Raw genomic sequence first — 20,692 nt, 5'->3', positions numbered from 1 at the left:
GCGCAGCCACTCGTACCCGCCCTCGGGGTTGCCGTCCTCCTCGTAGAAGCGATCGATCATGGCGGCGTAGATCGCTCGCATCGTGCCCGAGGCGGCCACGTCGCGGATGATGATCTGGTCGGCGTACTTCGGGTCGATCAGGTCGTCCCAGTCCTGGGGCGCGTCGGACTCGTCGATCATCTCGGTGTTGTAGGCGATCAGCTGCAGCTGCAGCATCTCGGCGACCCACTTGTCGTCGTCGAACTGGTACTCGTCGTTCACGAGGTCGAGCACGGCGTCGCCCCACGGCTCGATGAGATCCTCCTCCGCCGCCGGCGTGAACAGCGACGGCGTGCCGCCCCACCACACGTCGGCCTGCGGGTTGCTCGCCTCGGCACGGATGCGGTCGGCCACTTCGGCGGCGCCGAGGGTCACGAGCTGCACGTCGTAGCCCGACGCCTCCTCGAACATGGGGATGATCTCGTCGGTGATCGCCGAGGGTCGCGGGGAGTAGATGGTCACGGTGCCCTGCGGCTCTGCGGTGCCGTCGCCACCGGCCGATCCCGACCCCGAGGGCTGCAGACCGCAGCCGGTGAGAGCGAGACCGAGGGCGACGGTCGATGCCGTCGCGACGATGATCTTGCGGTTCATTCCAGGTGCCCCCTTTGGCGCGCGGTGTGCCGGTCGTCCATCGACCGGAAATGGGTGTTATCGACCGCTGGTGGATCGATCCAGCATGCACCCTACAGGGTGGCGGATCGATCCACCAACACCCGTCAGGAGATTTCGTGCGGACCGCAGGACTCGCGCACGATCAGCCGCGGCTCGAGCATCCGCGATGCCACCTCGCCGTCCGCGTCGATCGCCGCGAGAAGGGCGCGCGCCACTTCGGCCCCGATGTCGGCCGCATGCGTGTCCACGGTCGTGAGGGCGGGGGTCCAGAAGGCCGTCTGCGCGAGGCCGTCGAAGCCGATCACCCGCACGTCGCCACCGCGCCCGGCGTCGTGCAGCTCGCGGCCGAAACCGAGCGCGACGAGATCGCCATGACAGATCACGCCGTCGGGCAGCGCCCCCTCGCGAATCATCCGCCGCGCCACGGACTGTCCGCCCTCGGCGGTGGGCTCGCCCTCGAACTGCTCGAACGTCGCGTCCGTGCCGCTCTCGTCGATCGCGCGCCGCGCGCCCGCCACGCGCTCCTGCCGCGAGGACACCCCGGGGAAGCTGCCGACGTAGGCGATGCGCCGGCAGCCGTGCTCGAGCAGGTGCCGCACCGCCAGATAGGCGCCGGCGGCGTTGTCGATGCCGATGTACGGATGCGTGCCGGCCGGCACGTGCCGGCTCACGAAGGCGCTCGGCACGCCCCACTCGCGCAGCTCGTCGATGAGGCCCGTGTCCGAACCCGTGGCCGGGATGATCGCCACGCCGGCCACGTCGTGCTCGCGCAACGTCGCGATTGCCCGCCGCTGACGGTCCACGCGGTCCATCGTCGAGACCATCAGCAGGGTGTACCCGGCCTCGGTGAGCGTGGACTCGAGCCCGATGAGGAGTTCGCCGTAGTGGGGGCGGTGGATGTTCGTCACCACCACGCCCACGCTGCGCGACGAACGGCGGCGCAGGGAGCCGGCCGCCTGATGGTAGACGTAACCGAGCTCGGCCATGACCTCGCGCACCCGCTCGCGCGTCTCATCCGACACGCGGCCGACGCCGGCCACCACGTTGGACGCGGTGGTGCGCGACACCCCGGCCGCGTGCGCCACATCGCGCAGGGTCACTCGCTTCTTCGCCACCGGCCCAGCGTAAGCCCGGCCGGCATCCGTCCCCGCGCCGGGCGGCCCCTCACCGGCCGGCGACGGCCTCACGGGCGCGGTGCGCGGCGTCGCGCGCGATCCGCGGCGAGAGGCCCACGTGCTTGGTGGGGTCGAGCAGTTCGCGGATCTGCGGCGCCGAGAGCGCTCCCGCCACCCGTTCATCGTCGATGAGCAGCTCCTCGAAGTCGTCCTCGTCCGTGCGGATCGCCTGCATGGCGATCTCGTACACGATCCGGTGCGCCTCGTCGCGGCCGATCTCCTCGCCGAGCGCGAGCATGACCGCCTCCGAGCCGATCATGTTCCCGCTGAGCTCGAGGTTGCGGCGCATGCGGTCGGGGAACAGCTCGAGCCCGCGCAGCACGATCTTCAGCCGCATCAGCATGTCGCCCATCGCGATGAGCGCGTTCGCCATGGTCGTCTCGAGCTTGGCGGTCGCCCCGCCGTCTGCCTCGTGCGGGTGGATCACGGCACCCACCGCTTCGGGAGCGAGGGCGCGCACCTGCGCCGACAGGTCGAGCACGTCGGCGCAGAGCTTGGGGTTGCGCTTGTGCGGCATGGTCGAGCTGCCCACGGACCCCTCGGGCACCGGCTCGGAGACCTCGCCGAACTCCGTCTGCATGCCCGTCTCGATCTCGATGGCGATCCGTCCCGCGGATGCCGCCACGAGGGCGAGGTCGGAGATGTAGGCCGACTGCGGCGACAGCAGGGCCCGCGAGGGCACGGGCATGGGATCCAGCCGCAGCTTCTCGGCCACGCGCTGCTGCACCCGGGGGCCGACGGAGCCGAGCGAGCCGAAGCTGCCCACGGCGCCTGCCATCATGACGCGCAGGCACGGCTGCACGCCGCGGCGCAGCCGATCGTGCCCGCGGAGGAAATCGTCGATCCAGGTCGCCACCTTGAGCCCGAAGGTGATCGGCACGGCGTGCTGCCCGTGCGTGCGCCCGGGCATGATCATCGTCGCCGAACGCTCGGCGAGGTCGGCCATCGATTCGAGGCAGTCCAGCAGGAGCTGGTTGATGATGCGGTGGGCGCGCTTGATGAGGATCGCGTTGCCCGACTGCGTGATGTTCTGGCTCGTCGCGCCCCAGTGCACCCACCCGCCCGCGGCTCGCCCGCCACGCGCACGAGCTCCTCGATGAGCGGCATGAGCGGGTGACCCTGGATGCGCATGCCCTCCACGACGCGCCCGAGGTCGAGGTTCTCGAGCCGCGCGACCTCCGTGATGCGAGCCGCGGCGTCGGCGGGGACGACGCCCAGCTCCGCCTCGGCCTGCGCGAGGGCGACCTCGACGTCGAGCCACGCCTGCCAGATGCTCTCCTGCGTGTAGATGGCGCGGATCCCGGCGTCGGGGACGCTGTAGTCCGTGAATCGACCGGCGTCGCCCGCGACCTCGGCGATCGACGGGATTCTGCTGCCCACCCTCGTCACCCTACTCCGCGCGGTGCGATCGTCCTCCCTGTTGACAGCGCCCGGCTTTCATGGTTCATTACTCAAGTAACTAACCACATAACCGATGGGAGACGCGGTGCCCGACGACGGCAGGCCCCTGTTCCTCCAGATCGCCGAGCGCGTCGAGGACGAGATCGTGGACGGCACGCTGCCTGAGGAGACGCAGGCGCCGTCGACGAACGAGCTCGCCGCGTTCCACCGCATCAACCCGGCTACGGCCGCGAAAGGAGTCGGCATGCTCGTCGAGAAGGGCGTGCTCTACAAGCGCCGCGGCATCGGCATGTTCGTGGCCGAGGGGGCTCGCGAGCTGCTGCTCGCCGAGCGCCGCGCCGCGTTCGCCGACGCCTACGTGCTGCCGCTGTTGAATGAGGCCCGCCGGATCGGCCTCTCCCCCGACGATGTCCGCGCGCTCATCAGCGAGCACGCAAACCAGCCCACCACCTGACACGGAAGGACCGTGATGGACCCCGTCATCGAGGTGCACAACCTCACCAAGCGCTACAAGGACAAGCTCGCCCTGGACGACGTGAGCTTCCAGATCGAGCGCAACGCGATCTACGGCTTCCTGGGCCGCAACGGCGCCGGGAAGACCACGGCGATGTCGATTCTCACCGCTCAGAACTTCCCCACGAGCGGCTCGGTCAAGGTGTTCGGCGAGAACCCGTACGAGAACGCCCGGGTGCTGCGCCGGGTGTGCTTCGTCCGCGAGAGCCAGAAGTACCCGGACGAGGCCAACGCGAGGACGGCGTTCGCGTCGGCCCGCCTGTTCTTCCCGAACTGGGATCAGGGCCTGGCCGACGAGCTGATCGACGACTTCCGCCTTCCGATGAAGACGATCACGAAGAAGCTCTCGCGCGGTCAGCTCTCCGCGGTCGGCGTGATCATCGGCCTGGCCTCGCGCGCCGAGATCACGTTCTTCGATGAGCCGTACCTCGGCCTGGACGCGGTCGCCCGGCAGGTGTTCTACGACCGCCTGCTGCAGGACTACGCCGAGCACCCGCGCACGATTCTGCTGTCGAGCCACCTGATCGATGAGATCTCCAACCTCATCGAGCGGGTCCTCGTGATCGACGAGGGTCGCATCATCATGGACCAGCCCGTCGACCAGGCGCGCGAGCAGGCCACGAACATCGTCGGCGACGCCGCGCTCATCGAGGGGTTCATCCGCGGCCGCGAGGTGCTGCACCGCGAGTCGCTCGGGCGCGTGGCGTCGGTCACGTTCCTCGGACAGCTGTCGGCCGTGGAACGTCGCGAGGTCGCCGACGCGGGGCTGGACCTCGCGCCGGTTCCCCTCCAGCAGCTGATCGTGCGCCTGACCCAGCGCTCCGGCGACGCCGCCGGGGTCTCCCCCACTTCCACGGAAGGAGCACTGCGATGACCACCACCACCGCCCCTGCGCGCTCCGGCATCCGCAGCCGCACCCTCAGCGTCGTGCGCCTGCAACTCATCAACACGCAGTCGTTCGTCTGGGTGCCGCTGCTGATCATGGCCGGCACCGTTGCGATCTGCCTGCTGATCTTCGCGATGATCCCGGGCGACGGCGTCAAGCCCACGGGCGCCGCACAGGCCCCCCTCTGGTACTTCGTCGCCCTCGGCATCCAGGCGATGACGCTCACGTTCCCGTTCTCGCAGGCGATGAGCATCACGCGGCGCGAGTTCTTCGTGGGCACCCTCGTGGTCGGTGCGATCGGCGCGGCGATGATGGCGACGATCTTCCTCGCCCTCGCGGGCATCGAGAGGGTGACGAACGGCTACGGCATGAACGGGCGCATCGCCTACCTCGAGTGGTTCTTCGAGCCGGGCTGGGCCTCGGCCTGGCTGACCTACTTCACGGTGACCCTGCTGCTGTACGTGATCGGCTTCTGGGCGGCGACCGTGTGGAAGCGCTTCGGCACCCTCGTGCTCTCGACCGTGTTCACCGCCCTCGGCCTCGCGCTCGTCGTGGCCATCTTCGTCATCACGCGCACGGAGTCGTGGCCCGCCGTCATCGGGTGGTTCACCGAGACCGGCCCCTTCCTCCTCACGCTGTGGGGGCTGTTGCTCACGGCCGTCCTGTCGGTGGGCGCCTACGCGACGCTTCGCAAGGCGACGGTGTAGCCGCGTCACCCTCGCCGAGGAGGGGGACGGATCCCACGGATCCGTCCCCCTCTCGTCCGTCCGATCAGCCGGCCTCGGCCTCGCGTTCGGTCGCCTCGCGCTCGGCCTGCGTGGGAACGTAGCCCTCCACGTGCCGCTCGTCCGGGCCGCTGTAGGCCGACAGCGGGCGAATGAGGGCGTTGGACGCCTGCTGCTCCATGATGTGGGCGGTCCAGCCCGTCACCCGCGCGGCGATGAACAGCGGCGTGAAGGTGAGGGTGTCGAAGCCGATGAGGCTGTACGCCGGCCCGGACGGGTAGTCGAGGTTGGGGTAGATGCCCTTGCGCTCCACGAACTCGCGCTCGAGGGCGCGGTACAGCTCGAGCACGTCGGGGCGGTCGTAGTGGGCGGCGAGGCTCTCGAGCGCCGCCTGCATCGTGGGCACGCGGGAGTCGCCGCGCTTGTACACCCGGTGCCCGAAGCCCATGATCTTGCGCTTTTCGGCGAGGGCGTTCTCGAGCCACGGCACGACATTCTCGGCCGATCCGATCTCGTCGAAGATGTGCAGGACGGCCTCGTTCGCGCCGCCGTGCAGCGGGCCCTTCAGGGCGCCGATCGCCCCGACGACGGCCGAGTACAGGTCGCTCAGCGTCGACGTGATGACCCGCGCGGTGAAGGTCGAGGCGTTGAACGAGTGCTCGGCGTACAGGATCATCGACCGGTTGAACGCGTCGACGACGACCGGATCGGCCTCCTCGCCGAACGTCATCCACAGGAAGTTCGCGGCGTAGTCGAGGTCGTCGCGCGGCTCGATGAGCTCCTGGCCACGGCGCCGGCGCTGGCCGTAGGCCACGATGGCCGGCAGCGCGGCGAACAGCCGCACGCTGCGTTCCAGGTTCTGCTCGGGCGTGCCGAGCGCGTCCATCACCGAGGCGGATCCCGCGGTGTCGCCCGCCCCGATCACGCTCACGGCCGTGCGCGCCTCGTCCATCGGGTGCGCCTCGAGCGGCAGCAGGTCGATCGCCGCCCGCACCTCGGGGGCGAGCGCGCGGTGCCGGCGCTCCTCGGCGCGCAGCGCGGCCAGCTCCTCGTCCGTCGGCAGCTCGCCGTGCCACAGCAGGTGCGCGACCGCCTCGAACGGCTGCGTCGCGGCCAGCTGCTGCACGGGGTAGCCGCGGTACAGCAGGCTGTTCGTCTGGGGGTTCACCTTCGACACGGCGGTCGTGTCGACCACCACGCCCGCGAGGCCCTTCTTGATGTCTTCCGTCATGACCGGCGCTCCCTTGCAGATCGGTCGGATCACCTGGTGATCTCGAAGTCGAAGATGCCCGAATCGAAGGTGTTGTAGCCCGCGTAGTCGAGCAGGTCGTACAGGTCGGCGCGGTGCTGCATCTCGCCGAGACGAGACGTGAGCCGGCCCTCGTCGTTCAGCGTATCGAGCGCACGCTCGGCGGCGCCCATCGCCATCCGCAGCAGCGAAACCGGCCAGATCACGATCCGCACGCCGGCGTCGCGCAGCTGGTCGACGGTGAACAGGTCGCTCTTGCCGAACTCCGTCATGTTGGCCAGGATCGGCACGTCGACCGCCTTCGCGACCGCCTCGAATTCGGCGAGGTCGGCCATCGCCTCGGGGAAGATCGCGTCGGCGCCGGCATCGACGAGCTTCCGCGCGCGCTCCACGGCCGCATCGAGCCCCGCGATCGCGCGGATGTCGGTGCGGGCCATGATGAGGAAGTTCGCGTCGCGCCGAGCGTCGGCGGCGGCGCGGATGCGCTGCAGCGCCGTGTGCTCGTCGACGACCTCCTTGCCGTCGAGGTGTCCGCATCGCTTCGGGTTGACCTGGTCCTCGATGTGGCACCCCGCCAGGCCCGCGTCCTCCAGGGTCTGCACGGTGCGCGCGACGTTCATCGGCTCGCCGAAACCGGTGTCGGCGTCGACGATGGCCGGCAGCTCGGTCATCCGCGCGATCTGCTGCGCACGTGCGGCGACCTCGGTCAGCGTGGTGAGCCCGATGTCGGGCAGCCCCAGATCGGCCGAGAGCACCGCTCCTGAGATGTAGACGCCGTCGAAGCCCTTTCGCTCGATCAGGCGCGCCGACAGCGGGTTGAACGCGCCCGGGAAGCGCAGCAGCTCACCGGAATCGAGGCGTTCGCGAAACAGTCGCCGCTTCTCGTGAGCCGGTGTCTGGGCGTACAGCATCAGAACAACCCCCTCGGGCTCGGGGCCTGCTCGATCAGGCCCGGGCGCGCCACGATCGTGAGCAGGCGCACCTCGTCGGCGGTGAGCTCGGGCAGGCGCTGGGCGAGGTCGAGGAAGCGCTCGATCTCGTCCGACTCGAGCGCGGGCTCGGCCAGCAGGCGGAACTTGCGGATGTAGTCGGCGCGCGCGAACGGCCGCGCACCGAGCGGGTGGGCGTCGGCGACGGCGATCTCGTCGACGATCGTCGATCCGTCGGTGAGGCGGATCTCCACCCGGCCCCCGAACGCCTTCTCGTCCGGGTCCTCGGAGTGATAGCGGCGCGTCCACTCCTCGTCGAGGGCCGTGGTGACCTTGCGCCACAGCTGCACCGTGTCGGGGCGTGCGGCGCGCTCGGGCGCGTACGAGTCGACGTGGTGCCAGCCGCCGTCCTGCAGCGCGACCGTGAAGATGTACGGGATGGAGTGATCGAGCGTCTCGCGCGACGCCGTCGGGTCGTACTTCTGCGGATCGCCCGATCCCGACCCGATGACGACGTGCGTGTGGTGGCTCGTGTGCAGCACGATGCTCTCGACGTTGCGCGGGTCGCGGATCTCGGGGCGCTCGGCGCCGAGGCGGCGCGCCAGGTCGATCCAGGCCTGCGCCTGGTACTCGGCCGAGTGCTCCTTCGTGTACGAGTCGAGGATGGCGCGCTTCGGCTCGCCCGCCGCGGGCAGCGGCACCTCGTACCGGCCCTCCGGCCCGTCGAGCAGCCACGCGATGACGCCGTCCTCACCCTCGTAGATGGGCGACGGGCTCGTCTGACCTCGCATGGCGCGATCCACCGCCTCGACCGCCATCTTGCCGGCGAAGGCCGGCGCGTGGGCCTTCCACGTGGAGATCTCGCCCTTGCGGCTCTGGCGCGTCGCCGTGGTGGTGTGGAGGGCCTGGCTCACCGCCTGGTAGATCACCTCGGGCGCGAGTCCCAGCGTCGTGCCGATGCCGGCGGCGGCCGACGGGCCCAGGTGCGCGACGTGATCGATCTTGTGCTTGTGCAGGCTTATGGCGCGCACGAGGTCCATCTGGATCTCGTATCCGGTCGCGATGCCGCGCAGCACGGCGCGACCGTCAGATCCCACGTGCTGCGCCACGGCCAGAATCGGCGGGATGTTGTCGCCGGGGTGCGAGTACTCCGCCGCGAGGAACGTGTCGTGGTAGTCCAGCTCCCGCACCGCGACGCCGTTGGCCCAGGCCGCCCACTCGGGGCTGGTGAGCCGGTCGACGGCGCAGCCGAACACGGTCGCCCCGGCGCCGCCGCGCGAGACGGGGTGGTCCAGCGCCTGGGCCCGGGCCGCGTTGATCGGCCCGCGCGTCAGCGACGCCGCGGCGACGGCGGCGTTGTCGATGACCCGGTTGATGATCATCTCCGCGACGTCGTCCTCGACATCGACGGGATCGGCGGCGACCGCGGCGATCTTCCACGCCAGCTGCTCTTCACGGGGCAGCGGCTCGTCGCTGCGATACGTTCGGACGGGGTGGATGACGGTCATGCTGCTCCTTGCTCGGCGGGATCGGCGTGCGCCGTCACGGCCGCTCGTTCTCCTCGGCACCCGCCGCGACGTGGTGCCGGATGACCTCGGCGACGACGAACTTGAACCACTTCTCCGCGAACTCCGGGTCGAGGTGAGCCGCCTCCGCGAGCTCGCGCAGGCGCGCGATCTGCTGGCGCTCGCGGTCCGGATCGGACGCGGGCATGTCGTGCTGCGCCTTGAGGAGCCCCACCTGCTGTGTGGCCCGGAACCGCTCCGCGAGCAGATAGACGAGCGCCGCGTCGATGTTGTCGATGCTGGCGCGCAGGCGCAGCAGGGCGGCGTACGGATCCTCGGGCGTGCTCATATGGCGAGCCTACCGAGCCGGGCGAGACGTCGGCCGTGGCCCGATGCCGAGAAGGGGAGAATCGGCGCGCGGCGATCAGAGGCGCTCGATGATCGTCGCGTTCGCCATGCCGCCGCCCTCGCACATGGTCTGCAGCCCGTATCGTCCGCCCGTGTGCTCGAGGTACGCGAGCATCGTGCCCAGCAGTCGGGTACCCGATGCGCCCACGGCGTGCCCGAGCGCGATCGCGCCGCCCCACGGGTTGAGCCGTGCGGGGTCGGCGCCGAACTCGGCCTCCCAGGCCAGCGGAACCGAGGCGAAGGCCTCGTTGACCTCGTACACGTCGATGTCGTCGAGCGACAGCCCCGCGCGCTCGAGCACCCGCCGCGTGGCGGGGATCGGGGCCGTCAGCATGAGCAGAGGATCGTCGCCGACGGCGCTGAAGGCGTGGAACCGCGCGCGAGGGCGCAGCCGAAGCCGCGCGGCGCCCTCCTCGCTCATGATGAGCACGGCGGAGGCGGCGTCGGTGAGCGGCGACGAGTTGCCTGCCGTGATGTCCCAGGTGAGCTCGGGGAAGCGCTGCTCCAGCTCGGACGTGCGGAAGGCGGGCGGCAGCGCGGCCAGCGCCTCGGGCGTCGTACCGGAGCGGATCGTCTCGTCGCGGTCGAAGGCGCCGGCGCCGACCGGCACGGGCACGACCTGCGAGTCGAACAGGCCCGCGTCCCACGCCGCGACAGCGCGCCGGTGCGACTCGGCGGCGTACGCGTCGAGGCGCTCGCGGGACAGGTCCCACCTGCGCGCGACCAGCTCGGCCGAGACGCCCTGCCCGACCAGTCCGTCCGGGTACCTCCGCGCCATCCCGTCGGCCCGCACCGAGCCCTCCGCCGACGACCCGAGGGGGACGCGGCTCATGGACTCCACGCCCGCGGCGATGACGACGTCATACGCACCCGCCATGACGGCCTGCGCCGCAAACGAGACGGCCTGCTGGCTCGATCCGCACTGCCGGTCGATGGTCACCGCGGGCACCGACTCGGCGAACCCGGCGGCGAGCACCGCCTGACGCGCGATGTTGGAGCCCTGATCGCGCAGCTGGCTGACGCAGCCCATGATCACGTCGTCGACCTGCGTCGACTCCAGGCCGCTGCGCTCGAGGAGCACCGCGAGCACATGCGCCGCGAGATCGACCGGATGCATCTCGGCGAGCGCACCGCCCGGCTTGCCCTTGGCCGAAGGGGTCCGCACGGCGTCGACGATCACCGCGTTCTGCATGTGCGCTCCCCCTTCGCCTGCGCGTCGCCCTCGACATCGACGCGTCGATCCCTTCGAATGGTCACAGGATGCGGGGCCCGCGTCCACCCCCCGCGACGAGGCAGGAGGAATCATGGAGCTGTCGAACACCGCCGCCCTGGTCACCGGCGGTGCCTCGGGCCTCGGCGCCGCGACGGTCGAGCTTCTCGCCGCGTCGGGCGCCCTCGTCGTCGCCCTCGATCTGCCGCCCGCCGTGGAGGGACGCACATGGAGCGACGCGGTCCGCTACGTCGGCGGCGACGTCACGGAGCCGGCCGACGTCGCCGCGGCCCTCGACGTGCTGGGCGACGGGGATCCGGCCCTGCGCGTCGTCGTGAACTGCGCGGGCATCGCGCCGGCCCGGAAGATCCTGTCCTCGCGTGGCCCGCACGAGCTGGACCTGTTCCGCCGGGCGGTCGAGGTCAACCTCGTCGGAACGTTCAACGTGCTGCGCCTGGGAGCGGAGCGGATGGCCCGCGCTGAGCCCGGCCGGGACGGGCAGCGCGGGGTGATCGTCAACACGGCGTCCGTCGCGGCGTTCGAGGGCCAGATCGGCCAGGCCGCGTACGCGGCGTCGAAGGCGGGGGTCGTGGGATTGGCGCTGCCGGCGGCGCGGGATCTGGCGCCCCACGGCATCCGCGTCAACACCATCGCCCCCGGAATCGTCGACACCCCCATGCTGGCCTCGCTCGGCCCGGAGGTCGCCGCCTCGCTCTCGGCGTCCGTCCCCTTCCCGAGGCGTCTGGCGCGCCCCGAGGAGTTCGCCCGCCTCGTGCTGGCGGTCGTGGAGCACGACTACCTCAACGGTGAGACGATCCGCATGGACGGCGCCCTGCGCATGGGCCCCTCCTGACGCTCAGCGTGCGAGCGGGAGGATGCGCGTGGGAGTCGGGTAGTCCAGGCGCTGCCGGACGCTGCCGGGGAACCCGGTGCGCTCGTCGAGCGGAAGCGAGACGATCTCGCTGGATCCCTGTCCGGCCACGAGCAGCGTGTCGCGCACGATGACGTGATGTCGCGGGGTGACGATGCCCGATTCGGCGAGCGCGACGCGCTCCAGGCGATCGCCGTCGCCGGCGACACGGAGCACCGAGATCGTGTCGCTGCCACGCAGGCCGGCATACAGAAAGGCGCCGTCGCGGGAGGGCGCGAGCTCGGCGGCCGTGTCGCCCTCGGCCGCGCCGGTCTGCGCGCCGGCGCGGAGGACGTATCGACCGTCGGCAGCGCGAGCCAGCACGAACACCTCGCAGGACAGCTCCGTGACCACGTAGACGAAGCCGCTCGGGTGCAGCACCAGGTGTCGCGGGCCCGTGCCGAAGGGCAACACCACCTCGTGATCGGGCACGAGGCCGGCCGCGCCGACCCGCCAGATTCGCACCAGGTCGTAGCCGAGATCGGTGGTCGCCACGCGCCCGTCGGGCAGGAACAGCGCCGCATGCGCGCGCGACGGCCGCGGCTCGGCGGGCGCGGGCGCGGCGCCGCGCAGGGCGTCGGTGAGCGCATCGCCCTCGCTCCCGCTCGCGTCGCGGCGCAGGAGGTCTCGCACGGCGGGATCGTCGAACGGGTCCGTCGTCCCGCCGAGGAGCGCCCGCAGCTCGGCGGCCGGGTCCGAGCCGTCATCCGTGCCCGCGAGCATCGCCGCGATCCGGCTCGGATCCCCTCCGCCCGCCACGAGCGCGCTGAGGTCCACGGCCCCCGCCCAGTCCGGGAGCGCGGGCTCCGGTTCGCCCGAGGCCTGGCGCAGCAGCCGCGCCGCGATCTCGGCGGGGTCCTCGCCGCCGGCGACGGCGTCGACGGCGTCCTGCCCGGCGACGGACGAGAGGGGATCGGCGGGGCGGTACGGATCGCGCGCGGCGGGGGCGATCGCGGGATCGCCGAGGCGTCCGTCGCGCGCGAGCGGGATGTGCACGACGCGCCCGTCGCCCCAGCAGGAGGCGACCAGGCGCGAGCCGTCGGGTGCCGCCGCGACGTGGCACACGGCCTCGCCGGCGTCGACCTGCTCGCCCAGCGGCTGCAGGGTCGCCTCGCCCGTGCGGCGGAAGGCGGCGACCCGACCCGAGCCCTCAAGCGCGGCGTACACGACGGGCGCCGACGGGTGCGGCGCGAGCCAGGTCGGCGACGGGACCTCCACCGCGTCGCCGCGATGCGCGAGCGCGCCGGATGCGAGCGGCGACTCGGCCTCGCCCGCCGTGACCACACCGATCCCGACGCCCTCGCCGCCCAGGTCGGCCCCGCGGCCGCCGATGAAGAACCTCATGCGCCCATCCTGCCCGCTCGCGCGGCGCCACGCCCGGCCCCGACCAGGCCCGGGCGAAACTCAGTCGACGAGGCCGTGGCGGACGATCACCTGGTCGCGAGACGGGCCGACGCCGATGACCGAGATGCGCGTGCCGCTCATCCGCTCCAGCGCGAGCACGTAGTCCTGCGCCGTCTGCGGCAGATCCTCGAAGGTGCGGCATCCGGAGATGTCCTCGCTCCAGCCGGGGAAGTGCTCGAGGATCGGCCGCGCGTGGTGGAAGTCGGTCTGGTTCACGGGTACCTCGTCGAACCGGCGCCCCTCCACGTCGTACGCCACGCAGACGGGGATCTGCTCGAGGCCCGTGAGCACGTCGAGCTTCGTGAGCACGAGGTCGGTGATGCCGTTGATCCGGGTCGCGTAGCGCGTGATGGGCGCGTCGTACCAGCCCACCCGGCGAGCGCGGCCCGTCGTCGTGCCGAACTCGAAGCCCTTCGCGCGCAGCCAGTCGCCCTGCTCGTCGAACAGCTCCGTGGGGAACGGGCCGGCGCCCACACGCGTCGTGTACGCCTTGACGATGCCGACGATCCGGTCGAGGCGGTTCGGGCCCACGCCCGAACCGGTGGCGGCGCCGCCGGCCGTCGCCGACGACGACGTGACGTAGGGGTAGGTGCCGTGGTCGACGTCGAGCATGGTGGCCTGACCGCCCTCGAACACGACGACCTCGCCGCGCTGCAGCGCCTCGTCGAGCAGGTAGCCGGTGTCGGCCACCATGGGCCGCAGGCGCTCGGCGTACGAGAGGAGCTCGTCCACGATCTCCTCGACCGCGATGGCGCGCCGGTTGAACACCTTCACGAGCAGGTGGTTCTTCTGGTCGAGCGCGCCCTCCACCTTCTGGCGCAGGATCGACTCGTCGAACAGGTCCTGCACGCGGATGCCCACGCGGCTGATCTTGTCGGCGTACGCGGGGCCGATGCCGCGGCCGGTCGTGCCGATCTGCTTCTTGCCGAGGAATCGCTCGGTCACCTTGTCGAGCGTTCGGTGGTAGTGCGTGATGAGGTGCGCGTTCGCGCTCACCCGCAGCTTCGACACGTCCACGCCGCGGGCGGAGAGGGCATCGAGCTCGGCGAAGAGCACCTCGGGGTCGATGACGACGCCGTTGCCGATGACCGGCGTGACGCCCGGCGACAGGATGCCGGAGGGCAGCAGGTGCAGCGCGTACTTCTCGTCGCCGATCACCACGGTGTGGCCGGCGTTGTTGCCGCCGTTGAACTTCACCACCCAGTCGGTACGGTCGCCGAGCAGGTCGGTGGCCTTGCCCTTGCCTTCGTCGCCCCACTGGACGCCCACGATGACGATGCCTGGCACGGGTTCCCCCTCTGATCGGGTGCGCTACCCCGTGATCCTACCGAGCGGCCCCGACAGCCCGCTCGGTCCGCTTTCCGCGGGTGGCGCACAGGGCAGAACTCCACCAGGCGCGCGCCGCCCCCGCGCACGTAGGCTGACGAAGGGCCGCCCGCGCCGCGGCACCATGCGTCTTGCGTTCAGCACACAGGTAGGGGGAGCCGATGCCCGCGACGAGCGCCGCACCGACCGAGCAGGAACTGGCCCGCGCGCGCGAGGTCCTCGACCACATCGCGAGCGCGTACTCGCTGCGCATGGTCGGGCAGGAGCGGCTGCGCACGAGCCTGCTCGTCGCGCTCATCGCGAACGGACACATCCTGCTGGAGTCGGTGCCGGGACTGGCCAAGACCACCGCCGCCAGCACGCTCGCCGACACCGTCGCGGCCGACTTCAAGCGCATCCAGTGCACGCCCGACCTGCTGCCGAGCGACATCACGGGCAACCAGGTCTACGACGCCTCCACCGGCACGTTCCGCACCGTCCTCGGCCCCGTGCACGCCAACTTCGTGCTGCTGGACGAGATCAACCGCTCCAGCGCCAAGACCCAGAGCGCCATGCTCGAGGCGATGCAGGAGCGCCAGACCACGATCGGCGGCGAGGTGCATCACCTGCCCAAGCCGTTCCTCGTCATCGCCACGCAGAACCCGATCGAGCAGGAGGGCACGTACGAGCTGCCCGAGGCGCAGCTGGACCGCTTCCTCATCAAGGAGATCGTCGAGTACCCGAGCCCCGCCGAGGAGTTCGAGGTGCTGCGGCGGATCGACACGGGCGTGCTCGACCCCGACCGTCACCTGCAGAGCACGGCCACGCTGGACGACGTGCTGCTGATGCAGGACGTCGCTCGCCGGATCCACGTCTCGGACGCGATCCGGAACTACATCGTGGGTCTGGCGTACGTCACGCGGAACCCCGCGCCCTACATCGGCGAGGAGAAGGCGCGGTACATCAAGTACGGCGCGAGCCCCCGCGCGAGCATCGCCTTCCTGCAGTCCGCCCGCGCGCTCGCGCTCATCAACGGCCGCACGCACGTGCTGCCGGAGGACGTGCGCGCGCTGCGGCACCTCGTGCTGCGCCACCGCGTGCTGCTCACGTTCGAGGGCGAGGCCGACGGCGTACGCAGCGAGGACCTCATCGACGCGATCTTCCAGTCGGTGCCCACCCCGTAAGCCCATGGCCACCCTGCTCACGCGGGTGAAGGGCCGGCTCTTCATCCACTCGCGACGCAAGTCGGTGCATGCGCTCGACGGCGCGTACGCCTCGCTGCTGCACGGGCGCAGCCTGGACTTCGAGGACCTGCGGCGCTACGAGCACGGCGACGACATCCGCGACATCGACTGGCGCGCGACGGCGCGGCTGTCCACCCTGCTCGTGAAGCGCTCCCGCGCCACACGGATGCACACGATCCTGTTCGCGGTCGACACGGGGCGGCGCATGGCGGCGGTGGCGCCGGACGAGACCTCGAAGAAGGAGCTGGCGATCATGACCGTCGGCGCGCTGGGCCTGCTCAGCGTGCGACACGGCGACGACGTGAGCGTGCTCTACGGCGATGCCGCCGAGGTGCGCCGCACCCCGCCACGCCGATCGGAGGGCGCGCTCGAGCACGCGCTGCGCACGATCGAGGGTGCGTGCACGCCGGCCTCGGCGCCGAGCGACCGCGCGGCGCTGCTGCGCACCATCGCGCGCACCGTGCAGCGGCGCATGATCGTGGTGATCGTCACGGACGAGGCCCCGATCAGCGAGGAGCACGCGGCCGCCCTGCGCCGGCTGCGCGTGCAGCACGACGTGCTCTGGATCACGGTGCGCGACGCGGATCCCGTGCTCGACCACGCCTCGCGGGGCGCGCGGCGCGACGTGGACAGCGGCTGGCGCGTTCCGGAGTTCCTGCACGGCGACGACGCGGTGCGCCGCGAGCTCGCGGCCGAGCGCGAGGCGGAGGACGCCCGCCGCGCGGAGACGCTCAACGCGCTGGAGATCAGCCACACCGAGGTGTCGACGCACGACGACGTCGTGCCGCGCCTCGTCGCGCTGCTGCACAGGAGGGCCGCCCATGTCGGCGCGCGTTGAGGCGGCGGCGCGGCTGACCGCGCCCGCCGACGAGCTCTACCCGCCCGTGCAGTACGGCGGCGGCTGGCTGCTGCTCGCCGCCGCGATCCTCCTCCTCATCGTGCTGGCCGTGTGGCTCATCCTGTTCCTCACCCGCCCGCGGCGACCGCGCGCCGATGCCACCGACACCGCGCTGCCCACGGCCCAGGCGCTCGAGGAACTGCGCGCGGGCTACCTGCGGCGCATCGACGAGGTGGAGCGCGCCTACGCCGACGGCGCCCTGAGCCCGCGCCGGGCGAACCAGGAGCTCAGCGGCCTCACGCGCGCATTCGTGAACGAGTACACCGGCATCGCCACGCCCGTGATGTCGCTCGACGAGCTCGAGGCCCACGGCGTGCACCCCGCCCTCGTCGACGCGGTCAAGCGCCACTACTACCCCAGCCTGTTCGGGCGCGGACCCGTGATCGACCCGCACGCGGGCGCCGGGGCGGCCCGTGAGGTGGTGAACGCATGGCATTGACGAGCATCTGGCCCCTCATCGCCGTCGCCGCCGCCGTGGTCGTCGCCGTCGGGGCGGGCCTGGCGTGGGGGCTGCTGCGAGGCCGGAGCGCGCGTGGCGGCGAGGGCCGGCTGGTCGCGCGGGCCGAGCGGCTGCGCGAGCTCCCCGCCGTCCGGCGGGCCACGCGCCGCCGGGCCGTCGGGTTGGCCGCGATCGCCGCCCTGGCCGGGGTGTCGGCGCTCGCCAGCGGCGTGATCGTGTCGCGTCCGATGGCGGCGCAGACGATCGTGCCCGAGAACACCAGCCGCGACATCATGTTGTGCCTCGACGTCTCCGGATCGATGACGGAGGTCGACAAGGAGGTGCTCGACGTCTTCCTGGAGCTCGTCGACGGCTTCGAGGGCGAGCGGATCGGGCTGACGATCTTCAATGCGTCGCCCGTGCAGGTGTTCCCCCTCACCGACGATTACGCCTTCGTGCGGGAGCACCTCCAGTCGATGCGCGAGAGCTTCGAGTATGGCGACGTGACGCCGGAGCACTGGCTCGGCACGCTTGACGGGCCCGGCGCCTCGCTCATCGGAGACGGCCTGGCCGCCTGCGCCATGCGTTTCGACCACGCGGATGAGGAGCGCTCGCGCTCGATCATCCTCGCCACCGATAACGAGGTGGCCGGCGCCAGCGTGCTGACGCTCGAGGAGGCGGCGGCGTACTCCGCCTCGGTGGGCGTGCGGGTGTTCTCGCTCAACCCCATCCAGGGCGAGGACGAGCTCTCGCAGCAGCTCGTCGCGGCGGCGCAGGCGACGGGCGGCGAGGCCTACGGCCTGCGCGGCACGACCACCGTCTCCGAGATCGTCGACCAGGTGCAGCAGCAGGAGGCCACGGCCCTGCGCGGCGAGATCGAGGTGGTGTGGACCGATGAGCCCACGCTCTGGATCGTCGTCACGCTGATCCTCGTGCTCGTCCTGATCCTCGTCGCCTGGAGGGTGAGACTGTGACCGTCCTGCCCGTCCTGCATCCCGTGCTCCTGCTGGCCCTGTGCCTGCCGGTGCTGGCGGCGGCCGTCTGGGCCCTGGTGAGGGCGCGCGCCGGTGCCGATCGCGTCACCTGGGCCCTGCGCATCGCGCTCGTGCTCGCCTGCACGGCCCTCGCTTTCCGCCCCGGCGTGCCCGACGGCGCCGCGCGTTCGGTCGCCACCGATGTCGACATCGTCATCGCGCTCGACAACACCGCGAGCATGCTCGCGGAGGACTGGGCGGGCGAGGAGGGCGAGCGCCGCATGGATGGCGTGGCGGCGGACGTCCGCGCGATCGTCGCGGAGTACCCCGGCGCCCGGTTCGCGCTCATCGCCTTCGACGACAGCGCCCAGCTGCGCCTGCCCCTCACCACCGACACGAGCGCGCTCATGGCCTCGATCGAGGTGATGAGCCCGCCGCCGGCCGACCGGGCCTCGGGGAGCTCGATCGGCATCGCGGCGCCCGTGCTGGAGCAGACGCTGCGCAACGCGCAGGAGTCGGCCGCCGGCCGCGCGCGCATGGTGTTCTACCTGGGCGACGGGGAGCAGACCGCCGCCGACGAGCCGGAGTCGTTCGCCGGCAGCGCCGAGCTCGTCGACGGCGGCGCCGTGCTGGGATACGGCACGGCGGAGGGCGGCCGCATCCCCCGCGTCGATGCGGGAGTCGACGGCCCGTCGGGCGAGTACCTCGAGGACCCCGGTACCGGCGAACCGGCCCTGTCGCGCATCGACGAGTCGGCGCTCGGCACGATCGCCGAGCAGCTGGGCGTGCCGTATCAGCACCGGCAGGCGGGCGACGATCCCGAGCTTCCCGCGGCGCCGGCCGAGACGACCACGGTCGCCGACCAGGCGACGCCCGGCGCCCGCACCGAGCTGTCGTGGATCCTCGCGATCGCGGTCGCGGTCCTGCTGCTCGCCGAGGTCCTCGTCGCGTCGACGCGGATCGGACGCACGCTCCGGCTGGCTCGCCCCGCAAAGGGAGGTGCGCGATGACCCGCAACCGGGTGCGCATGTGGTTGCTCATCGGCTTCGCGCCGCTGGCCGTGGCCGGGCTCGTCGTGGTGGTGAAGATCCTCAGCATGTACGCCTTCGCGCACCAGGCCATCACGGCCCACGTGCAGGGCGACCCGGGTCGCACCGTCGTGGCCGCGCTGGGCCAGGAGCCGTTGAACTGGTTCGAGCCCTACAAGGCGCCCTACAACCAGGGGGTCGGGCTGGCCGGCATGGAGCGTCTGCCGGAGGCGCGCGCGCAGTTCGAGCGCGCGCTGCCGCTGGCCCACGGGCTCGAAGTGTGCGCCGTGCAGCTGAACCTGGCGCTCGTCATCGAGCGCCAGGGCGACGCGGCGGACGACCCGGCGCGCGCGCAGGAGTTCTACGCCGAGGCGCTCGCGCTGAACGTGTCGCTGCCGGAGGAGTGTCGCTCCCCGGAGGCCGACGCGCAGTCGCCCGATCCCGAGCGCGAGAACGCGCAGACACAGGACGAGCAGCAGGACCGCCTGCAGCAGAAGCAGCAGGACCCGCCGCCCCAGGACGGCGACTCCGGCGAGGATGAGCCAGACCAGCCGAGCGAGCAGGAGCAGCAGGAGCAGCAGGACAAGCTCGACGAGATCGAGGAGAAGCTCGAGAGCGGAGCCGAGGAGCGCGAGCAGGGCGACGACGGCGAGGGCTCCGGGAGCGGAACGGACAAGCCATGGTGAATCGGGCCCGCTTCGTCTCCCACCACGAGGGCGCGCCGCCCACGCCGCCTCCGGGCGGCTACCAGCGGCCGCGCCGGTTCCCCTCCTCGCCCTTCGCCCCCGAGCTGCTGCCCGCCGGCGCGCCCGTGCCGCCCCCGGCGCGGGTGGGCGGGCGCGCGCGGCGTCACTGGCTCGGGTGGGTCGCGCTCGGCGCGGCGATCCTGTTCGCGCTCGTGCTGCTCGTCATGCTGGCCCGCGGCGCCACCGACGCGATCTACGGCGCCACGATGCTCGCGCTGCAGCTCGTCGTCGCGGCGGTCGTCGTCGCGGCCCTGTTCCTGCCCGGCGCCCGTCCGATCGCCGCGTTCGCCCTCGCCACCGTGGTGCTGTTCAACGTCGGCACCGTCGGTGCCGCGAGCGCGCTGCGCTCCTCGGCCGCCGGCGCGTACGACGGCACGACGGTGGAGGAGCAGGGCGAGCGGGCGTATCCCGGGGTGCGCGACGTCGACCCGGATCTCGTGCTGCAGGCCGACTCGCTCGAGCAGGTGAGGGCGCGCTTCGAGGAGCTGTCGCAACTCATCCGCGATGAGCTCTCGGCGCGATTCGGCTTCACCTGGGTACGGGTGGCGGACGAGAGCACCCGCCCGGAGCGCAACGGATACGGCGGGGAGTCGATGCTCGTGGAGTACAGCGCTCCGGTGTGGGCGACCGAGCAACCGATCCGATCCCTGTCCGACAAGCGGGCCGTCATGGCGGCGATCGACGAGGTGCTCCTCGACGCGGGCAACTACTGGACGTTGTACCCCCTGAACGAGTCGCAGGGCATCACCGAGGACACCCTCGAGAAGCTCTACGGCTCCGCGGATCCCGCCACTCAGGCGGTGTGGGAGCACTACACCGAGGTCTCGGCCAGCGACCCGTACAGCGCCCCCGGTGCGCCGGAGCCGAACCTCATGTACGCCACGCTCACCGACCTGACGCACGACGACACGGGGGTCTTCCGGCAGCGCGCGGAGGCCGAGCAGGCCCGCACGGGCGCGCCGCTGGAGGGGCTGCAGCTGTTCTTCCTCGGGCGGCAGCTCCTGAGTGAGGGCGACCGCGACGCGTTCGAGCAGGGCATCGCCGACAGCCCCGTGTCCTGATGCGTCCCGGCGTCGCCCGGCGGCCGCAAGC

At 71.7% G+C, this 20,692-nt stretch carries 21 protein-coding genes; 11 read left to right on the top strand and 10 right to left on the bottom strand.

The features are described 5' to 3' along the window. Positions 1 to 755 precede the first annotated feature (755 nt). The 3 genes from N8N77_RS09920 to N8N77_RS09910 are packed head-to-tail and all read right to left on the bottom strand — an operon-like array spanning position 756 to position 3,206. Entirely contained in the window at positions 756 to 1,766 is a 1,011-nt protein-coding gene (locus N8N77_RS09920; RefSeq protein WP_261166635.1) for a LacI family DNA-binding transcriptional regulator, read from the bottom strand. Between the two features lie 49 nt (positions 1,767 to 1,815). Further along, positions 1,816 to 2,832 carry a lyase family protein gene (locus N8N77_RS09915; protein WP_261166864.1) on the bottom strand — a complete coding sequence of 339 codons (1,017 nt, stop codon included), beginning with the start codon at positions 2,830 to 2,832 and terminating at the stop codon, positions 1,816 to 1,818. Beyond that, the gene (locus N8N77_RS09910) at positions 2,739 to 3,206 is read right to left on the bottom strand and encodes a hypothetical protein (RefSeq protein ID WP_261166634.1); all 468 of its coding nucleotides are present in this window, start codon (positions 3,204 to 3,206) and stop codon (positions 2,739 to 2,741) included. The genes N8N77_RS09915 and N8N77_RS09910 overlap by 94 nt, the downstream gene beginning before the upstream one ends. A 94-nt stretch (positions 3,207 to 3,300) precedes the next feature. Here N8N77_RS09910 and N8N77_RS09905 point away from each other — a divergent pair, with 94 nt between their 5' ends. The 3 genes from N8N77_RS09905 to N8N77_RS09895 are packed head-to-tail and all read left to right on the top strand — an operon-like array spanning position 3,301 to position 5,333. Then, entirely contained in the window at positions 3,301 to 3,681 is a 381-nt protein-coding gene (locus N8N77_RS09905) for a GntR family transcriptional regulator (protein ID WP_396652821.1), read from the top strand. A 15-nt stretch (positions 3,682 to 3,696) separates the two neighbouring features. Beyond that, complete coding sequence (locus tag N8N77_RS09900; protein WP_261166632.1) at positions 3,697 to 4,614, top strand: ABC transporter ATP-binding protein; 918 nt, start codon at positions 3,697 to 3,699, stop codon at positions 4,612 to 4,614. Further along, positions 4,611 to 5,333 (top strand): hypothetical protein, encoded by a 723-nt coding sequence (locus tag N8N77_RS09895; RefSeq protein WP_261166630.1) that lies wholly within the window; start codon positions 4,611 to 4,613, stop codon positions 5,331 to 5,333. The genes N8N77_RS09900 and N8N77_RS09895 overlap by 4 nt, the downstream gene beginning before the upstream one ends. 64 nt (positions 5,334 to 5,397) lie before the next feature. Here N8N77_RS09895 and N8N77_RS09890 read toward each other — a convergent pair whose 3' ends face one another. The 5 genes from N8N77_RS09890 to N8N77_RS09870 form a co-directional block, all read right to left on the bottom strand. Then, entirely contained in the window at positions 5,398 to 6,582 is a 1,185-nt protein-coding gene (locus tag N8N77_RS09890; protein ID WP_261166629.1) for a bifunctional 2-methylcitrate synthase/citrate synthase, read from the bottom strand. 29 nt (positions 6,583 to 6,611) lie between these two features. After that, positions 6,612 to 7,511 (bottom strand): methylisocitrate lyase, encoded by a 900-nt coding sequence (gene prpB, locus N8N77_RS09885; protein ID WP_261166628.1) that lies wholly within the window; start codon positions 7,509 to 7,511, stop codon positions 6,612 to 6,614. Continuing rightward, positions 7,511 to 9,037 carry an MmgE/PrpD family protein gene (locus tag N8N77_RS09880; RefSeq protein ID WP_261166626.1) on the bottom strand — a complete coding sequence of 509 codons (1,527 nt, stop codon included), beginning with the start codon at positions 9,035 to 9,037 and terminating at the stop codon, positions 7,511 to 7,513. The genes prpB and N8N77_RS09880 overlap by 1 nt, the downstream gene beginning before the upstream one ends. A 34-nt stretch (positions 9,038 to 9,071) precedes the next feature. After that, entirely contained in the window at positions 9,072 to 9,383 is a 312-nt protein-coding gene (locus tag N8N77_RS09875) for a chorismate mutase (protein ID WP_261166624.1), read from the bottom strand. 75 nt (positions 9,384 to 9,458) lie between these two features. Further along, on the bottom strand, positions 9,459 to 10,634 hold the full coding sequence (locus N8N77_RS09870) for a thiolase family protein (RefSeq protein WP_261166622.1): 1,176 nt from the start codon (positions 10,632 to 10,634) through the stop codon (positions 9,459 to 9,461). A gap of 112 nt (positions 10,635 to 10,746) precedes the next feature. On the opposite strand from N8N77_RS09870, the gene N8N77_RS09865 reads away from it, so the two are divergent. After that, positions 10,747 to 11,505 (top strand): SDR family NAD(P)-dependent oxidoreductase, encoded by a 759-nt coding sequence (locus N8N77_RS09865; RefSeq protein ID WP_261166621.1) that lies wholly within the window; start codon positions 10,747 to 10,749, stop codon positions 11,503 to 11,505. Positions 11,506 to 11,508: 3 nt separating this feature from the next. On the opposite strand, the gene N8N77_RS09860 is transcribed toward N8N77_RS09865, so the two are convergent. Beyond that, a complete protein-coding gene (locus N8N77_RS09860) occupies positions 11,509 to 12,906 on the bottom strand; it encodes a lactonase family protein (protein ID WP_261166619.1) in 1,398 nt (465 codons plus the stop codon). A 60-nt stretch (positions 12,907 to 12,966) separates the two neighbouring features. Further along, complete coding sequence (locus N8N77_RS09855; RefSeq protein WP_261166618.1) at positions 12,967 to 14,253, bottom strand: adenylosuccinate synthase; 1,287 nt, start codon at positions 14,251 to 14,253, stop codon at positions 12,967 to 12,969. 200 nt (positions 14,254 to 14,453) lie between these two features. Between N8N77_RS09855 and N8N77_RS09850 the strand changes: the two genes are divergently transcribed. The 7 genes from N8N77_RS09850 to N8N77_RS09820 are packed head-to-tail and all read left to right on the top strand — an operon-like array spanning position 14,454 to position 20,661. Then, a complete protein-coding gene (locus N8N77_RS09850; protein WP_261166617.1) occupies positions 14,454 to 15,455 on the top strand; it encodes a MoxR family ATPase in 1,002 nt (333 codons plus the stop codon). Positions 15,456 to 15,459: 4 nt separating this feature from the next. Beyond that, entirely contained in the window at positions 15,460 to 16,353 is an 894-nt protein-coding gene (locus tag N8N77_RS09845; RefSeq protein WP_261166615.1) for a DUF58 domain-containing protein, read from the top strand. After that, entirely contained in the window at positions 16,337 to 16,852 is a 516-nt protein-coding gene (locus tag N8N77_RS09840; protein ID WP_261166614.1) for a hypothetical protein, read from the top strand. Before N8N77_RS09845 ends, N8N77_RS09840 begins: the two co-directional genes overlap by 17 nt. Next, positions 16,843 to 17,826, top strand: coding sequence for a VWA domain-containing protein (locus N8N77_RS09835; RefSeq protein WP_261166613.1), 984 nt, complete (start codon positions 16,843 to 16,845; stop codon positions 17,824 to 17,826). The genes N8N77_RS09840 and N8N77_RS09835 overlap by 10 nt, the downstream gene beginning before the upstream one ends. Next, positions 17,823 to 18,836 carry a VWA domain-containing protein gene (locus N8N77_RS09830; protein ID WP_261166612.1) on the top strand — a complete coding sequence of 338 codons (1,014 nt, stop codon included), beginning with the start codon at positions 17,823 to 17,825 and terminating at the stop codon, positions 18,834 to 18,836. The genes N8N77_RS09835 and N8N77_RS09830 overlap by 4 nt, the downstream gene beginning before the upstream one ends. Beyond that, the gene (locus tag N8N77_RS09825; protein WP_261166610.1) at positions 18,833 to 19,540 is read left to right on the top strand and encodes a tetratricopeptide repeat protein; all 708 of its coding nucleotides are present in this window, start codon (positions 18,833 to 18,835) and stop codon (positions 19,538 to 19,540) included. The genes N8N77_RS09830 and N8N77_RS09825 overlap by 4 nt, the downstream gene beginning before the upstream one ends. Further along, positions 19,534 to 20,661 (top strand): hypothetical protein, encoded by a 1,128-nt coding sequence (locus tag N8N77_RS09820; protein WP_261166609.1) that lies wholly within the window; start codon positions 19,534 to 19,536, stop codon positions 20,659 to 20,661. Before N8N77_RS09825 ends, N8N77_RS09820 begins: the two co-directional genes overlap by 7 nt. Positions 20,662 to 20,692: the final 31 nt, after the last annotated feature.

This window comes from Microbacterium sp. Marseille-Q6965, from assembly GCF_946151065.1.
GTDB lineage: Bacteria > Actinomycetota > Actinomycetes > Actinomycetales > Microbacteriaceae > Microbacterium.
This window is presented reverse-complemented; position numbering and strand designations above follow the sequence as displayed.

What these genes read in the sequence shown, in the direction of transcription:
- N8N77_RS09905 (WP_396652821.1), top strand. Translation starts at nt 3,301, where the DNA reads ATGGGAGACGCGGTGCCCGACGACGGCAGGCCCCTGTTCCTCCAGATC.
- N8N77_RS09900 (WP_261166632.1), top strand. Translation starts at nt 3,697, where the DNA reads ATGGACCCCGTCATCGAGGTGCACAACCTCACCAAGCGCTACAAGGAC.
- N8N77_RS09895 (WP_261166630.1), top strand. Translation starts at nt 4,611, where the DNA reads ATGACCACCACCACCGCCCCTGCGCGCTCCGGCATCCGCAGCCGCACC.
- N8N77_RS09890 (WP_261166629.1), bottom strand. Translation starts at nt 6,582, where the DNA reads ATGACGGAAGACATCAAGAAGGGCCTCGCGGGCGTGGTGGTCGACACG.
- prpB (WP_261166628.1), bottom strand. Translation starts at nt 7,511, where the DNA reads ATGCTGTACGCCCAGACACCGGCTCACGAGAAGCGGCGACTGTTTCGC.
- N8N77_RS09880 (WP_261166626.1), bottom strand. Translation starts at nt 9,037, where the DNA reads ATGACCGTCATCCACCCCGTCCGAACGTATCGCAGCGACGAGCCGCTG.
- N8N77_RS09875 (WP_261166624.1), bottom strand. Translation starts at nt 9,383, where the DNA reads ATGAGCACGCCCGAGGATCCGTACGCCGCCCTGCTGCGCCTGCGCGCC.
- N8N77_RS09870 (WP_261166622.1), bottom strand. Translation starts at nt 10,634, where the DNA reads ATGCAGAACGCGGTGATCGTCGACGCCGTGCGGACCCCTTCGGCCAAG.
- N8N77_RS09865 (WP_261166621.1), top strand. Translation starts at nt 10,747, where the DNA reads ATGGAGCTGTCGAACACCGCCGCCCTGGTCACCGGCGGTGCCTCGGGC.
- N8N77_RS09860 (WP_261166619.1), bottom strand. Translation starts at nt 12,906, where the DNA reads ATGAGGTTCTTCATCGGCGGCCGCGGGGCCGACCTGGGCGGCGAGGGC.
- N8N77_RS09850 (WP_261166617.1), top strand. Translation starts at nt 14,454, where the DNA reads ATGCCCGCGACGAGCGCCGCACCGACCGAGCAGGAACTGGCCCGCGCG.
- N8N77_RS09845 (WP_261166615.1), top strand. Translation starts at nt 15,460, where the DNA reads ATGGCCACCCTGCTCACGCGGGTGAAGGGCCGGCTCTTCATCCACTCG.
- N8N77_RS09840 (WP_261166614.1), top strand. Translation starts at nt 16,337, where the DNA reads ATGTCGGCGCGCGTTGAGGCGGCGGCGCGGCTGACCGCGCCCGCCGAC.
- N8N77_RS09835 (WP_261166613.1), top strand. Translation starts at nt 16,843, where the DNA reads ATGGCATTGACGAGCATCTGGCCCCTCATCGCCGTCGCCGCCGCCGTG.
- N8N77_RS09825 (WP_261166610.1), top strand. Translation starts at nt 18,833, where the DNA reads ATGACCCGCAACCGGGTGCGCATGTGGTTGCTCATCGGCTTCGCGCCG.
- N8N77_RS09820 (WP_261166609.1), top strand. Translation starts at nt 19,534, where the DNA reads ATGGTGAATCGGGCCCGCTTCGTCTCCCACCACGAGGGCGCGCCGCCC.